The sequence below is a fragment of the Nocardia otitidiscaviarum genome, from assembly GCF_007362295.1.
Classification (GTDB): Bacteria; Actinomycetota; Actinomycetes; order Mycobacteriales; family Mycobacteriaceae; genus Nocardia; species Nocardia otitidiscaviarum.
Genome location: NZ_CP041695.1, coordinates 2,575,078 through 2,590,218, shown reverse-complemented (window position 1 = coordinate 2,590,218; position 15,141 = coordinate 2,575,078). Strand labels below are relative to the sequence as shown.

General features: G+C 68.6%; 15 protein-coding genes. 3 read left to right on the top strand and 12 right to left on the bottom strand.

Annotated elements, in window-relative coordinates:
• Positions 1 to 17: 17 nt before the first annotated feature.
• Genes FOH10_RS11310 through FOH10_RS11275 form a run of 8 tightly spaced genes read right to left on the bottom strand, consistent with a single transcriptional unit; the run spans position 18 to position 7,642 of the window.
• Positions 18 to 965 carry an MlaD family protein gene (locus FOH10_RS11310; RefSeq protein ID WP_052373733.1) on the bottom strand — a complete coding sequence of 316 codons (948 nt, stop codon included), beginning with the start codon at positions 963 to 965 and terminating at the stop codon, positions 18 to 20.
• Positions 962 to 1,978: an MlaD family protein gene (locus FOH10_RS11305; RefSeq protein ID WP_143980671.1), complete on the bottom strand. Its 1,017-nt coding sequence runs from the start codon at positions 1,976 to 1,978 to the stop codon at positions 962 to 964. The genes FOH10_RS11310 and FOH10_RS11305 overlap by 4 nt, the downstream gene beginning before the upstream one ends.
• A complete protein-coding gene (locus FOH10_RS11300) occupies positions 1,975 to 2,895 on the bottom strand; it encodes an MCE family protein (protein WP_081872961.1) in 921 nt (306 codons plus the stop codon). Before FOH10_RS11300 ends, FOH10_RS11305 begins: the two co-directional genes overlap by 4 nt.
• Complete coding sequence (locus tag FOH10_RS11295; RefSeq protein WP_244961882.1) at positions 2,896 to 3,909, bottom strand: MCE family protein; 1,014 nt, start codon at positions 3,907 to 3,909, stop codon at positions 2,896 to 2,898.
• Entirely contained in the window at positions 3,906 to 4,913 is a 1,008-nt protein-coding gene (locus tag FOH10_RS11290; RefSeq protein ID WP_029932344.1) for an MCE family protein, read from the bottom strand. The genes FOH10_RS11295 and FOH10_RS11290 overlap by 4 nt, the downstream gene beginning before the upstream one ends.
• A complete protein-coding gene (locus FOH10_RS11285) occupies positions 4,910 to 5,938 on the bottom strand; it encodes an MlaD family protein (RefSeq protein ID WP_143980670.1) in 1,029 nt (342 codons plus the stop codon). The genes FOH10_RS11290 and FOH10_RS11285 overlap by 4 nt, the downstream gene beginning before the upstream one ends.
• 2 nt (positions 5,939 to 5,940) lie before the next feature.
• The gene (locus tag FOH10_RS11280) at positions 5,941 to 6,810 is read right to left on the bottom strand and encodes an MlaE family ABC transporter permease (protein ID WP_029932342.1); all 870 of its coding nucleotides are present in this window, start codon (positions 6,808 to 6,810) and stop codon (positions 5,941 to 5,943) included.
• Position 6,811: 1 nt separating this feature from the next.
• A complete protein-coding gene (locus tag FOH10_RS11275) occupies positions 6,812 to 7,642 on the bottom strand; it encodes an MlaE family ABC transporter permease (RefSeq protein ID WP_029932341.1) in 831 nt (276 codons plus the stop codon).
• A 207-nt stretch (positions 7,643 to 7,849) separates the two neighbouring features.
• On the opposite strand from FOH10_RS11275, the gene FOH10_RS11270 reads away from it, so the two are divergent.
• The gene (locus tag FOH10_RS11270) at positions 7,850 to 8,782 is read left to right on the top strand and encodes an alpha/beta hydrolase fold domain-containing protein (RefSeq protein WP_143980669.1); all 933 of its coding nucleotides are present in this window, start codon (positions 7,850 to 7,852) and stop codon (positions 8,780 to 8,782) included.
• Between the two features lie 206 nt (positions 8,783 to 8,988).
• Here the strand turns inward: FOH10_RS11270 and FOH10_RS11265 are convergent, their stop codons facing one another.
• From FOH10_RS11265 to FOH10_RS11250, 4 genes are read right to left on the bottom strand one after another with little or no spacing between them, the layout of a single operon-like run.
• Positions 8,989 to 10,164, bottom strand: a complete 1,176-nt coding sequence (locus FOH10_RS11265; protein ID WP_143980668.1) for an NAD(P)/FAD-dependent oxidoreductase — start codon at positions 10,162 to 10,164, stop codon at positions 8,989 to 8,991.
• Complete coding sequence (locus FOH10_RS11260; RefSeq protein WP_029932338.1) at positions 10,161 to 10,346, bottom strand: rubredoxin; 186 nt, start codon at positions 10,344 to 10,346, stop codon at positions 10,161 to 10,163. The genes FOH10_RS11265 and FOH10_RS11260 overlap by 4 nt, the downstream gene beginning before the upstream one ends.
• Positions 10,342 to 10,527, bottom strand: a complete 186-nt coding sequence (locus FOH10_RS11255; RefSeq protein ID WP_143980667.1) for a rubredoxin — start codon at positions 10,525 to 10,527, stop codon at positions 10,342 to 10,344. The genes FOH10_RS11260 and FOH10_RS11255 overlap by 5 nt, the downstream gene beginning before the upstream one ends.
• Positions 10,527 to 11,747 carry an alkane 1-monooxygenase gene (locus FOH10_RS11250; protein ID WP_143980666.1) on the bottom strand — a complete coding sequence of 407 codons (1,221 nt, stop codon included), beginning with the start codon at positions 11,745 to 11,747 and terminating at the stop codon, positions 10,527 to 10,529. The genes FOH10_RS11255 and FOH10_RS11250 overlap by 1 nt, the downstream gene beginning before the upstream one ends.
• 106 nt (positions 11,748 to 11,853) lie before the next feature.
• On the opposite strand from FOH10_RS11250, the gene FOH10_RS11245 reads away from it, so the two are divergent.
• On the top strand, positions 11,854 to 12,450 hold the full coding sequence (locus tag FOH10_RS11245; RefSeq protein WP_029932336.1) for a TetR/AcrR family transcriptional regulator: 597 nt from the start codon (positions 11,854 to 11,856) through the stop codon (positions 12,448 to 12,450).
• A 204-nt stretch (positions 12,451 to 12,654) separates the two neighbouring features.
• Positions 12,655 to 15,048 carry an MFS transporter gene (locus tag FOH10_RS11240; RefSeq protein ID WP_143980665.1) on the top strand — a complete coding sequence of 798 codons (2,394 nt, stop codon included), beginning with the start codon at positions 12,655 to 12,657 and terminating at the stop codon, positions 15,046 to 15,048.
• The last annotated feature ends 93 nt before the right edge of the window (positions 15,049 to 15,141 follow it).

The following is a 15,141-nucleotide window of genomic DNA, read 5'->3' as shown; positions in this document are numbered from 1 at the left end:
CTCTCGGTGTCGAGTGGTCAACGGGGACCGACGGTCACATGGGCGGCGCCGTCGCCCGGGAAGACGGTCGCCAGCAGGTCGATGATCGAACCGGCGTCCACACGTACGGGTTTGATGCTGCTGGTCGCCGGTTTCAGGACCGTCGCGATATGGCCCAGATCCGGGCCCAGCAGGGCGATGTAGTCGTCGATGCGCTGCACCAGCGGCCCGATCGGGTCGGTGAACACGTGCTCGCCGACATAGGAGAAGTCCTGGAAGGAACGAATGATGTGCAGCAGTTCCGGCAGCGCCGCGGTCACATCGCCGGCGGTGGCGCTGAGCGTGGGTGCGCGACCGTCGAAGTTGTCGCCGAGGGTCTGCACATTGGCGTAGAGCCGGGCGATGGCGTCGCGTTTGTCGCGCAGCATGCCCGCGGTGAGGGTGAGCGCCCGGGTCAGATTCGCCACGTCGGCGTCGCGGCCCTCGAATCCGGCGGCGACGGTGGTGGCCAGCCGCTCCAGCTTCAGCGGGTCGATCTGCGCGGTCAGCGCGTCCAACTTGGCCAGGGCGTCGCCGACGGTGGTGGCGATGCGCACCTGCCGGGCGGGCACGATGCTGCCGTCGCGCAGATAGGGGGCCGCGGTGCCGGTGGGCCGGAAGTCGAGGAACTGCTCCCCCGCCGCCGACAGGTTCGAGACCCGCACCTCGCTGTCCACCGGAATCCGATAGCGCGCATCGAATTCCAGCCGCACCGCCAGCCCCACGGAGGTGGCCTCGATGGAGCGGACGCGCCCGATGGGCATCCCGCGCAGCGTGACCTCGGAGGTCTTCATGAGACCGCCGGAGGTGTCCACCAGCACGGTGACGGCGTACGAGTCGCGGCGCGGGTCCAGGTTCAGCACGCCGACGGCCATATAGCTGCCGCACACCAGCGTGAGCACCAGCAGCAGCACCAGCGACATCGGTCCGGAGAGTGAGAGTTTCACGGCACCATCCCCATCGAACGCAGCACCGTGACCAGCTCGTCGGCGTCGGCCTGGGCATCCACCCCGCGGAGGTGGACATCCGGTGCGTGCAGAAACGGAATCAGCTTGTCCCGCAACAGCGTGTGGAACGCCTCGAGGTTCGCGGGCACGGTGATGTCGGCGTAGGCGACGGTCAGCGCCGTCGGGGCCAGAATCGACACGATGCTGCGGAAGTCGCCCGCGAGCGGCAGCAGCAGCTCCCCCGCCTCGTCGGCCAGCACGCCCGCACCCGCGATCAGGCGCACCACATTGAACAGCACGTCCGCCAGTCCCGCGGCCCGATCGGGACCCAGGGTGAGGATCTGGTCCACCGCGGCCCGCCCGGACTCCAGCTTCCCGGTGATCTGCTGCGCCGCGACCAGAATGCGGTCCAGTTCCGGGGTGTGCGAGGACAGATCGGTCAGCGCCGCCCGGCCCGCCCGGGTGATGCGGTCGATCTCGGCCGGATCGGTCGGGAAGGCGGCGTTCACGTCGGCGACCAGCTGTTGCATATCCGACCAGCGTCCGCCGGTCACGATATTGGACAGCGCCCGCAGGATGTCCTCCACATTGGTGGCGGGCACGGTCTGCCCCACCGGGATGACATCGCCGTCCTGGAGGAAGGCGACCTCGCTGTCCCGCGGCGGTTCCAGGGCGATGTGGATATCGCCGAGGATGGTGCTCTGCCGCAGTTCCGCGGTGGTGGTCTTGGGCAGTCGCGCATCGGTTTTCAGCTCCACGGTGGCCACGGCGGTGGTGCCGACCAGGTCGATGCGGTCGAGCATGCCGATCTCCACGCCGTCGGCGATGACCTTGGCGCGATCGGGCAGGTTGAGCACCGAACCGAATTCGATACGCACCGTGTAGGTGTCACCGCTCGGATAGGTGCCCGGAATGGGGATGTCGGTGGCGCGCACGCCACAGCCGCTCAGGGTGAGCACCAGGGCCGCCGCCAGTGCGGGCAGCAGCCTCCGGCGCAGCGTTCGACGGGTCATCGCGCACCCGCCTGCGGTAGTTGCGCCGCCAGCGGCGGCAGTTTCGACAGCAGGTCGCCGATATCGCCCTGGCTGTTGATCAGCTGTTTCACCTGTGGCAGATACTGGTCCAGCAGGGCGTACACCTGCTCGTCGTATTTGCCGACATTGCGGGCGATCACCGGCAGGAACTCCACCGCGAGGTCCACCGCCCCGGCGAACTCGGCGGAGAACTCGCCGAGGAGCTGAATGCCCTGGCGCAGATTGTCCAGCAGCAATGCCATATCGGGCCAGTTGCTCACGAACATGGTGGTGAGGGTGTCGAGGTTCTCCACCAGCCGCCGGAACACCACATCGCGCTGGCCGGGATCGCCGACCACCTGTGACAGCTCCCGCAACAGCAGGTTCCACTGCTGGCCGGTATCGGCCAGCGCGCCGTCGGCGGCGGTGAGGGTCTGGTCGATGAGGGTGTCCTCCGGTGAGCCGCCACCGGTGAGGTCCCCGGCGATGCGGCCCATGGCATCCAGGGCCTCGCTGATGCCCACCGGAGTCTTGGTGCGCTCCAGTGGAATACAGGATGCGGTGTCGAATTCCGGCCCGCCGGTGTGCGGCTTGGTCAGTTCCACGTGCCGGTCGGTCACGATGGAGCTGGACATGGTGACCGCCTGGATATCGGCGGGCAACCGCACGTCCCCGTCCACGGTCATAGTGACGCGCATGTGGTCACCGCGCGATTCGATGGTCGACACCGTGCCGACCTCGACGCCGAGCATGGTCACGCTGTTGCCCTCGTACAGCCCCACGGTGTCGGTGAAGTCGGCGCAGACCCGCTGTGCCGACTCGGCGCGCACCGAGTTCACCCATGTCACCCCCGCCACACCGGTCGCCACCGCCACGGCGGCGGCCCCGGCCACGAGTGCTGTTCTACCCCAGTTCATTCAGCACGCCTTGCCTTCGTAGGGAACGCACACCCGCACACCGTTCTCCGGCCGGTCGACCGCCACCTGGACGCCCAGCATGGCGGAGAGTTTGTCGACGACCTCCCGGATGCCGGCGACCACGGTGTCGATGCGGCTCGGATCGGCCATCACCTTGGAGAAGATCTGCTCGATCTCGGTGATGGGCGGTTCCAGGGTGTCGCCGTAGGCCATGAGCGGCCGGTGCAGGATGAGGAAGAGTCGCTTGATCAGACCGAAGACCCGTACGATCTGGTCCTTTCGATTGCCGAGCTGGTCGGCCACCGTGCCCAGCTGCTGCACGAAACCCGCCAGCATGGCCTTGTCGGCGGCGATGGCGGCGATGTACTCGTCCGACACCTGGAGGGCGGTGTCGAGCTGGCGGGACCGGTCGGCGAGTACGTCGGTCAGCTCGGCCGCATTGCCGATCACGCCGCGCAGCGCGTCCGGCTGGCCGGTCAGCGCGGTGTTCAGCTCGGCCATGGTGGCGCGCAGGGTCTGCGCGTCGATCTTGCCCATGACGGGCGTCGCGTGGTCGAGGATATCGCTGAGTTCGAACGGGACGGTGGTGCGCTCCGGCGGAATATGCTTGTCCCCCAATGCTTTCTCGCCGGTCGGTGTGAGCGAGAGGTAGTGCCCGCCGATGGGGGTCAGCATCTTCACCTCGACGCTGGCCAGCTCGCCCACGCGCACCGCGCGGTCCACCCCGAACCGCACCTCGACGTGGTCGCCGACCAACTCCACCGATCGCACCTCACCGACATTGATCCCGGCGACGCGCACCTCGTCCCCGGGGCGCGCGCCACCGGACACCCGGAAGTCGGCGGTGTAGGTCCGCTCGCCGATCGGTATCACGTACAGCGCGCCCGCGATCAGCAGCAGTATCGCGCACACCACGACTCCCGCCGCGCCCCAGCGCAATTGACTCGGCTGATCGCCGCGCCCGGTCACCAGTTCACGGAGCACCCCCGCGACCATGTCCATATAGCGTTTCACTCGCACACCACCAGGTTCTGACTGCCGAGCACCACACCGCCGATATCGGGCACCACCGCTTCCCCGCTCGAACAGGTGATCCGGGGGCGGTAGCCCTCGCCGGGCACCGCGTTGTTCAACCCGGACACCAGGCCCGGGGTGAGTGCCAGCAGTTGGGTGAGTGTCTCGGTCTGCGGTACCAGCCGACGCAGCAGTCCGTCGATCGGCCCGTAGGCCACGTCGTAGGCGTCCCGGCCCTCCTCCAGGATCGGAATGAGCGGGGTCAGCACGCGGTCCCCCTTCTCGATGGCGGCGATGACGCCCTGCATCCGATCGGTGAACTGGCGCAGGATCTCCGAGAGCTGGTCGACCAGCGCCCCCACGGCGTCGGATTTGCCGCCGATCTCCTGCGACACCACCCCGAGGTTCTGGATGAGCAGCACGATCACCGCCTCGCTGTCGCGGGCGTGCGCGGTGATCCGGTCCAGATCGGCGAGTACCGGGCCGATTCCGGAGCCGTCGCCCTGGATCACTCGCAGCAGATTGGTGCCGAACTGGTTGAGCTGCTCGGGCTCCAGGGTGTCGAACAGCGGTTTGAAACCGTTGAACAGCTTGGACACATCGAAGCTGGGAATGGTGCGTTCCACCGGAATCACACCGCCCGCGGGCAGTTTCACGGCGCTCGGACGCTCGGTGAGCAGTTCCACGTACCGCTGGCCGATGAGGTTCTGATAGCGCACGGCGGCCTGGGTGGTGTCGTAGACGGGCCGGGTGCGGTCGACGGTGAAACGTACCCGGGCCCGATCCCGGTCGAGGTCCACCGATTCCACCTTCCCGACCGCGACGCCGGACATGCGCACCGAGTCACCCTCGTACAGGCCCGAGACATCGGTGAACACCGCCTGGTAGACGACCTTGTCGCCGGGAACGGGGGTGCGCAGCGCGGTCACGATGAATCCCGTGCAGGCGGCGACGATCACCAGGAATACCGCGAGTTTCGCGGCGGCCGAGCCGATTCCGTTCATCGCGTGCCCCCTGTCAGCGAATCGGCCAGGTATGGCATGGTCTCCACGATCAGCTCCAACTGCATCTGCACCTTTCCGTCCACCACCGGGAACGCACCGTCCACCGCGGCGAGCAGGGCGGGAATCCGGTGATAGGCGGGGGCGACGGTGCCCAGCGACACGCTGATCGGCACGGCCAGATCCAGCACCGCTCCGAGAATCCGTTCCAGATCGGGGTTGTTGCGGTCGAGCAGTTCCGCGATGCCGACGAGCACCTGGGTGTACGCACCGTCGGTGGCCTGGTTGGTGCGTTCGCGGTTGGTCTCGTCGCCGAAATAGGCGCTCTGCTCCAGGATCTGGAGGACGGCCCGACCCACCGGTGGGGTGAGATCGGCGAACGCCTCGGTCATGTCCGCGCCGATGGCGAGGTAGTGGGCCAGCGGCGCGCGCTGGCCGTCGGCCATCATGCGCGCGGTCTCGAAGAACGAGCTCAGCGTCGGGCCGATGGCGTCGGCATTGTCCAGCAGCAGATCGAAAAGCCTGCGCACACTGTCGGAGTCGAGCACCGCGGTGAGCCGGGCGGCGCGGCGGAAGACCCCCGCGACCGTGGCGTTGGCGGCGTTCTCCCCGATGGACAGGGTCGCACCCTCGCGCAAGGGGCCGCCGTCGCCGGTGGTCACCAATTCGATGGCGCTGGAACCGAACACGTTCGACGAGGTGAAGCGGGCGGTCACATCGTCGGTGAGCGCCCGCGCCTGGGCGCGGTCGAGTTCCACCTCGATGCGCTGCTTGCCGTAGCCGACCGTCTCCACCGCGCGCACGGTGCCGATGGCCAGCCCGCGGAACTTCACCTCCGCCCCGGGGGCCAGCCCCTCGCCGAGGGTGGCCGCGTCGATGGTGAGTTCGAACCGGTCGGCGAAACCACCCTTGGCGTAGGTGGTGACGACCGTGGCCGCCACCGCGATGACGACCGCCACGACGAGTCCGCGCAGGCGCAGCGCCCAGCGTCCGGCGCTGCGGCCGGAATGGTCTACGAATACCGGCATGACTACCCCGAAATCCTGATGCCGACATCCAGGCCCCAGAACGCGATCGTCATGATCATGTCCAGGATCACCACGCCGACCAGGCTGGCGCGGATGGCGCGGCCGGAGGCCCGGCCCACCCCCTCCGGGCCGCCGCTGGCGTAGAAGCCCTGATAGCCGTGGATGAGAATGATGACCACCACGAAAACCGTTGCCTTGACCAGTGATGCGAGCACGTCACCGGGTTGCAGGAAGGCGTCGAAGTAGTGGTAGTAGGTGCCCGAGCTCTGCCCGTGCAGCACATTCACCACCGTCGCGCAGGACAGATACGACAGGATGAGGGTGAGCAGGTGCAGCGGCACGATGGTGATGGCCCCGGCGATCACGCGGGTGGTCACCACGAAGGACATGGGCCGGATGCCGATGGCCTCCAGCGCGTCGATCTCCTCCGAGATGCGCATGGCCCCGATCTCGGCCGTCATCCGGCAGCCCGCCTGGGCGGCGAACCCGATGGCCGCCACCATGGGGGCCATCTCGCGGGTATTGGCGTAGGCGGAGACGAATCCGGTGAGCGGACCCATGCCGACCATGTTCAGCGCGGTGAAGCCCTCCACCCCGATGGAGCCGCCGACCGCGATGCCGAGGAAGGCCAGCACCGCCACGGTGCCGCCGCCGACGATGATCGCCCCGGAGCCCCAGGTGATATCGGAGAGGATGAGCATGGTCTGCCGCCGGTACACCCGCAGCGTGTGCGGGATGGCGGTCAGCACCTGGTAGACGAAAGTCGCCTGGTGCCCGAGGGATTCGAACAGCGAATTCGGCCCGTCGACGGATTTGCGGGCCGCGCGGCCGACCGCGCCGAGCGGTTGGTAGCGAGCTGGTGCCTGGGTCATCTCACCCCACCTGCTGCGGTAGGAACATCGACACCAGCTGGGTGATCACCAGATTCACGCCGAAGGCGGCGATCACGCCGATCACCACGGCGGCGTTCACGGCATTGGCGACGCCCTTGGGTCCGTGGGTGGCCTCGAGTCCGCGTTGACAGGAGACGATGAGCACGATGATGCCGAAGATGACCGCCTTCACGATGGCCACCGCCAGATCGCTCATCTTGGCGAAGGCCGCGAAGGCGGACAGGTAGCTGCCGGGCGTGACGCCCTGGAAGCCGACCGCGATGACGTAGCCGGTGAAGACGCCCATGAAGATGATGAGCATGCACAGCAGCGGCGTGAGCGTGATCATGGCCGCCAGCCGCGGCGCGACCAGTCGGCGCACCGGGTCGATTCCCATGGTGCGCAGGGCATCCACCTCATCGCGAATGGTGCGCGCCCCCAGATCCGAGGCGATGGCCGATCCGGCCGCGCCGCCGAGCAGCAGCGCGGTCACCATGGGCGCGCCCTGCCGGATCACCCCCAGGCCGCCCGCCGCGCCCGATACCGAGGTCGCGCCCACCTGCTGGGTGAGGCTGCCGACCTGCACCGCGACGATGACGCCGAACGGAATCGCCACCAGCACAGCGGGAATCGCCGTCACGCTGACGATGAACCAGCCCTGCTGTACGGTATCTCGCCACGGATGCCGCAGCCGGACGATATCGATGAACAGCCACCGGAAGGCCGCCACCGCCAGTTGCAGTGTCCGACCGAATGTCCGCAGCCCCGAGAGTACGAATTCGAGCACCTCCCGAACCAACGGTTCCGGTGCACGAAAAGCCCTGTCGACCAATGTTTACCACCCCACAGCCCCACTGCTTGGTCGATATCGCTCGGCCCCACAGCCGATGGCGTGACCCTATAACAGTTTGGTGACTGACGTGTCAGTCGTCACGAAGTTTGGCGGAATACATCACTGCCCGCTTTCATGACGGCCACCACAGTAACCGCGCGGCTACCGACCGGGAGGTTCGGCGCGATCGAGACGTATGGTCGATCGATGGAGCCGAGTTTCCTCAGCCGCGTGGTCCTGCCCGGATTCCTGCGCGTCACCCGCCGCAACCGCCCCTTTCGCACCGCCGAGGGGGCTCGCCGTCACATTCGCGAGCGCACCCTGCGGCCGCGGCCCTACGGTCCGCCGCGTCGACTGCGGGCGGATGTGACGGTGACGGTGGACCGTGCGCCCGGGTGGCCGGTGTACACGCTGACGCCGCGGTCCGGCACCGTGCACGGTTGCGTGGTGTATGCCCACGGCGGCGGCTGGGTGAACGAGATCGCGTCCCAGCACTGGGCGCTGGCCGCCGATATCGCGGCGCGCGCCGGTGCCGCCGTCGTGCTGCCCATCTATCCGCTCATCCCCTACGGCACCGCCGGGCAGGTCGTCCCCGCCATCGCGAAACTGGTGCGGGACAAAGGCTCCGAGTACGGCGAGGTATGCCTGGCCGGGGATTCCGCGGGCGGCCAGATCGCCCTGTCCACCGCCCTGCTGCTGCGCGACGAGCACGACGTGGTGCTCCCGCGCACGGTATTGATCTCCCCCGCCCTGGAACTGTCACTGAGCAATCCGGAGATCGACGCGGTGCTGCCGCGCGATCCGTGGCTGGGCCGCCACGGCTCGCGCGTGCTCACCGAACACTGGCGCGGCGATCTGCCCTTCACCGACCCCCGCGTCAGCCCGCTGGCGGGCGAGATGTCCGGCCTCGGCCCGCTCACCGTCTTCTGCGGCACCCACGACATCCTGGTGCCCGATACCCGGCTGCTGGTAGCGAAGGCCCGTGCGGCCGGTGTCGAGGTCGACTACCACGAACAGCCCGGCCTGGTGCACGTCTACCCGCTCACCCCGACACCGGAGGGCCGGGCGGCACGCGAGGTGATCGTCGATCGACTGCGAGCGGCGCTGACGCCGAAGCAGATCCGGCAAGCCGAATCCTGAGCGACTCTTTCGCACCCACGCGGCCGGTATCCCCCGAGATGTCGCGAATCAGGGCCTGGTGATCCGGTCCCTGCCGCGGAGAACCCGAGCACCGCCACCACGACGCACCCGCGCTGGTGAGTTCCGCGCACAGGCCAGTCCCGCGCACAAGCGAGTCCCGCGCACAAGCGAGTCCCTCGCGCGATGCGCGGAACCCGCCAGCGCCCTCAGGGCGACGCACCCGTTCCAGATTCCCGCCCGGCCGCGAGTCGGGCTCGGGCCGAGCGGAATTCGGCGGCGCGGCCGATGGCGGCCACGCCTACCGGCCGGTCGGCGCACGTGGCCTGGATCAGGACGCTCGGGGGGTCGAGGCTGCCGTCGACGACGATCTCCTCGGCCCGGTCGAACCGGCCCGCGAATTGCAGGTTCACGCCGTACTGTGTCGACCAGCCCCAGGCCGCCTCGAGGGGCGGCGGATCGACGCCGAGCATGGCTTTCGCGGCTGCGGCCCCCTGCGACTGGGCGCTGTTCCAGTGCTCCTCGCGGCGGTGCGTGCCGAGCGCCGGGTCGAAGCGGGCGGCGGCGTCACCGGCGGCGTAGATGCCGGGCACGGAGGTACGGTGGCGGTCGTCGACCAGGATGCCGTCGGCGACGGCCAGCCCGGCGGCCGCGGCCAGATCGGTGTTCGGGGTCGCGCCGATGGCGACCAGGGCGGTGGGGGTCGACCAGGTTCGGCCGTCGGCGGCGGTGGCGAGCACGCCGGTGTCGGTGTCGTCGAGGCGGTCGAGCAGGACGTCGGTGTGGATCCGGACGCCGTGATCGGCGTGCAGCCGCCGGTAGTACTCGCCGACGACCGCGGGGACCACCCGGTCCAGCGGCGTGGGTCCGGCGTGCAGCACCGTGACGCGCACGCCCAGCCCGGCGAGCGTGGCGGCGACCTCGCAGCCGATCAGTCCGGCACCGACGATCAGCAGCGAACCGCCGTCGAAGGCGGCCGCGCGCAACGGGTTCACATCGGCCACACCGCGTAGGGTGTGCACGTTGCGCGCGGCACCGGGCAGGCGGCGCGGCTGCGCGCCGGTGGCCAGCAGCAACCGGTCGTAGCCGAGCATGGTGCCGTCGGACAGGCGCACCTTGGCAGCGTCGGGTTCGATGGCCTCGACGCCGGTGTCGGTGCGCAGGTCGATCTCCAGGGCGGGCCAGGTATCCGCCGATTCCAGCAGCGTGCGGGGTTCGGCGGCGGTCGCGGCGAGTATCTCCTTGGAGACCATCGGCCGCCGGTACGGCGGGCCGCACTCGGCCCCGACGAGCACGACCTCACCCGAATAACCCTCGCGGCGCAGGGTTTTGGCCGCCGTCGCCCCGGCCACGCCCGCACCGGCGATCACGATGCGTCCGCTCATGCGCGGCTGACCTCGACCATCTCGAAATCGGCCTTGGCCGCCCCGCAGTCCGGGCAGGACCAGTCCTCGGGAATGTCGTCCCAGCGGGTGCCGGGTTCGATGCCGTCCTCGGGCCAGCCCAGCGCCTCGTCGTATTCGAAACCGCACTGGATGCAGCGGAAGAGTTTGTAGTCGTTATTAATGGGCGGGTCCTGTTGGGGTGGAAAGGGATTCGAAGTCGATCTTTTCGCGCACCCCGCAGTCCGGGCAGCACCAGTCGTCGGGCACCGCGGACCACGGGGTACCGGCCGGAAAACCCTCGCGGGGCGCGCCGGCGGCCTCGTCGTAGACGTACTCGCACACGGGACAGCGGTAGGCGGACATCAGCTCGCTCCGTACCGCGCCAGCACGCGCTCGCGCTTGCCGGGCTGGATGTTCGCGCGGGTGATGTCACCGCCGTAGTGCGCGAGCACCCGATGGTCCATGACCTTGCGCCACAGCGGCGGGAAGTAGGCCAGGCCGATCATGCTCGCGTAACCGCTGGGCAGATTGGGCGCGCCGTCCATACTGCGCAGAATCTGGTAGCGCCGAGTCGGATTGGCGTGATGGTCGCTGTGCCGCTGCAGGTGGTACAGGAAGATATTGGTGACGATGTGGTCGGAGTTCCAGCTGTGCTCCGGCGTGCAGCGCTCGTAGCGGCCGGACGGGGTCCGCTGCCGCAGCAGCCCGTAGTGCTCCAGATAGTTCACCGTCTCCAGCAGGGAGAACCCGTAGACGGCCTGGATCACCAGGAACGGCAGCACCATCGGGCCGAAGACGGCGGCCAGCGCACCCCACAGCGCCACCGACATGAGCCAGCCGTTGAGCACGTCGTTGCGTATCGTCCACGGCGACTTGCCGAGTCGGCGCAGTCGCGTCTTCTCCAGCTCCCACGACGAGGTCAGGCTGCCCCATACGCTGCGCGGCAGGAAGCTCCAGAACGATTCGGCGAAGCGGGCGCTGGCCGGATCCTCGGGAGTCGCCACCCGCACGTGGTGGCCGCGGTTGTGCTCGATGTAGAAGTGGCCGTAGAAGGTCTGCGCGAGCGTGATCTTGGACAGCCAGCGCTCGAGTTCGTCCTTCTTGTGGCCGAGTTCGTGCGCGGTATTGATGCCGACACCACCCATGACGCCGATGCTCAGCGCCAGCCCGATCTTGGAGATCGGACTCAGCCCGCCGTCGATCCCCAGCCACGACAGGTTGTCGGCCGTCCACAGATAGGCCGCGAACACCAGGCTCAGCAGCTGGAACGGAATGTAGGCGTAGACGCAGTAGCGGTAGTACCGGTCGGCCTCCAGCCGCGCCATCACCTCCTCGGGCGGGTTCTGCCCGTCGGGGCCGAAGAACCGGTCCAGCAGCGGCAGCAGCACGTAGACCAGCACCGGGCCGATCCACCACCACAGCGGGGATACGGCCTGCCAGCCCAGTTGATTGAACGCCCACACGAAGCCGGTGGCCAGGAAGATGGCGGTCGGCGCGACCAGGCCGAACAGCCAGAGGTAGCGCTTGCGATCGCGCCACTGCGGGGTCGCGTCCAGGGACTCGGGGTGTCGAGATGTCGTCATTGTCGATCTCCTATTTACACTTCATGACGAAGTGTATTCATTACATACACATCACATACATCTGTCAATGATCGAACGCTCGACCTGCTCATGTACGATCAGGCCCGTGGCTGAAGCGGCGAACTTCCAGACCGAAATGCGCCAACTCCTGCGCGAGCGCGTGCTCGACACCGCGCGCCGCCTGGTCGTCACCGAGGGCTGGGGCGCGGTGAACATGTCGCGGGTGGCCAAGGAGGTCGGCGTCAGCCGCCCGGTCCTCTACAAGGAGATCGGCACCAAACAGGATCTGGCCGATGTGGTCATCCGCCAGGAGGTCGACACCTTCCTCGTCGGCATCGCCGACTGCCTGGCGGCGCATCCGGACGATCCGGTCGCGGGAGCCACCGCCGCCGTGGACTACACGCTGCGCACCGGAGCCGACAACACCCTGCTCAAGGCCGTGCTGTCCGGACGATCGGGTGCGGACACCACCCTGCTGCCGACGCTGATGACCGAAACCGAACCGGTCCTCGGCCGCGCGGTCGCGGCGGTGGCGCTGACTCTTCGCACCCGGTACGGCCTCCCCGATCTGTCCGACACCGAACTGGCCGACCGCACCGAAACCCTGGTGCGCCTTGCCCTCAGCCACCTGTTCCAGCCCACCGGCCCCACCGAGCGCGCGGTCGAACAGATCCGTCCGGTTATCGCACATCTCTTCGCCTAGAAGCGGCGGTTGTAACTCCGGATACGCCAGGGGTTAGTATTCGATCACGCCGACCCTGGATTTCCGTGGCCTCGTGCCGGAATCACGTGGGTCCCAGCACGGTTCGGGCAGGCACGCGCGCTGCCCGAACCCGTTTCACCGGCTCGACTCTCGTATCGCGAAGTTCCACCACGGATTGCCGACGATTTGAAACAGGGCCCTACGATGACGAATTCGACTCTCGCGACGGCGGCGGACGCCGACGGCGCGGCGGCGGCACCGCTGTCGCACCGCCGGATCCTCACGATCCTGTCCGGACTGCTGCTCGCGGTCTTCCTGGCCGCGCTCGACCAGAACATTGTCAGTGTCGCGATCGTGAAGATCGCCAACAGTCTGCACGGTTTCGAGGAACAGGCGTGGGCGACCACGGCGTACCTCATCACCGCGACCATCGCCACCCCGCTGTACGGCAAGCTCGCCGATATCTACGGCCGTAAACCCTGCTATCTCATCGCCATCGGGGTGTTCGTCATCGGTTCGGCGGCCTGCGCCTTCGCCACCTCCATGTACCAGCTCGCGGGATTCCGCGCCGTGCAGGGCATCGGCGCGGGCGGCCTGATGTCCTTGGCGCTCACCATAATCGGCGATATCGTGCCCGCCCGGGAACGGGTGCGCTACCAGGGCTACTTCATGATGGTGTTCGGCATCGCCACCGTGGTCGGGCCGGTGCTGGGCGGATTCTTCTCCGACTACGAACGACTCATCGGCCTGGACGGTTGGCGGTGGGTCTTCCTGGTGAACGTGCCCATCGGGGCGCTGGCACTGCTGGTGGTGGCCAAATGGCTGGACGTGCCCTTCGTCCGGCAGCGCCAGCGCATCGACTGGCCGGGCGGGCTCGCGCTCACCGCCGCCGTGGTGCCGCTGCTCATCGTGGCCGAGCAGGGCCGGGACTGGGGCTGGGATTCGCGGCGGGCGCTGCTGTGCTACGGCATCGCGGCGGTGGGCGCGCTGGCCTTCCTGCTCATCGAGGCGCTCATGCGCGAGGCGGCGCTGATCCCGCTGCGACTGTTCCGCAGCGGCACCTTCGGCATCGCCATCCTGGCCGGATTCATCGTGGGCATCGCCATGTTCGGCGGCATCACCATGGTGCCGCTGTATCTGCAAGTGGTGCGCGGCTATTCACCCACCACGGCGGGCCTGCTCATGCTGCCGCTGGTGCTGGGCATCATGGTCGGCGCGCAGGGGGCCGGACTCGTCACCAAGTACACCGGGCGCTACAAGGTGCTGCCCGTGCTGGGCACCTTCGTCATGGCCGTCGGCGCGGGACTGTTCGCCCGCGTGGAATTCGACAGCCCGATGTGGCAGATCATGGTCTACACCACCGTGATCGGCTTCGGACTCGGCGGCTGCATGCAGACGCTGATCATCGCGGCGCAGAACGCCTGTCCCCCGGCGGATATGGGCGTCTCCACGGCGGCGGCGACCTTCTTCCGCCAGATGGGCGGCACCCTCGGCGTCGCGGTCTTCCTCACCATCCTGTTCAATCTGCTGCCCGAGCGGATCGTGCGTGCCTTCGGCGGGCAACTGCCGCCCGGACTCGACGGCGCGGGCCTGGAACGCATTCAGAGCGACACCACCGCCATGGCGGCGCTGCCCGCGCAGCTGCGCGAGCCCATTCTCATCGGCTTCACCGAATCGGTGCAGGGCGTGTTCTGGGTGGCGACGGGGGTGTCGCTGCTGGCCTGCCTGGTGCTGATGTTCATGAAAGAGATTCCGCTGCTGGAGGATCGGCCCGCGCCACCGGTCGCGACGCCCGCCGCCGGGACCGTCCTCGACGCCGACGAGCTGCCGCTCACCGGCCGCGTTCGCGACCGCGACGACAATCCGGTACCCGAGACCGTGCTCACCCTCATCGACCAGCACGGGCATCAGGTGTCGCGCAGCACCGGGAACTCGCACGGCGAGTACACCATCGGCGCACCCGAGCCCGGCGCGTACGTGCTCATCGTGGCCGCGGGCGGCCATCAGCCCAGTGCCGTGAGCGTCACCGTCGGCCATCGCCCGCAGCGCCTGGACCTGACGCTGCCGGGCGCGGGCGAACTGACCGGCGTGGTGCGCTCGGCGCTGCGCGGCGATCCCCTGGCCGGGGCCACCATCACCCTCACCGATCCGCGCGGCGATGTGGTCGGCACGGCCGTCACCGCCCCCGACGGGGGCTATGTGTGCCACGGCGTGGTGTCGGGCACCTACACCCTGGTCGCGGTCGCCGACCACATGCGCCCGCGCGCGACCACGCTCACCGTGCCCGACAGCGGCCTGCTGCGCCACGACGTGGAGCTGGCCCCCATGGCGGTGCTCACCGGATTCGCCTGGGCCGACGAGGGCCGCCCGGTACCCGACGCCCAGATCACCGTCCTGGACGCGGCAGGCGACGTCACCGCCACCACCCGCACCGACACGACCGGCCACTACACCGTGCCCGACCTCCCGTCCGGCGAGTACACGGTGGTGGCGCGCGGCTACCCGCCCATGACCGGTCGCGTCGCGGTGGACAGCGGCGAGGTCACCCACGACGTCCGACTCGGATACTTCAGCGACGACGTACCCAGCCCGGCCTGACCGACGGCGTGTTCCGCTCGGACTGACCGACGACATGCCCCGCCCAGTCCGGACAACGGCATATTCCGCTCGGCCGGCCAGACGGCGTGCCCC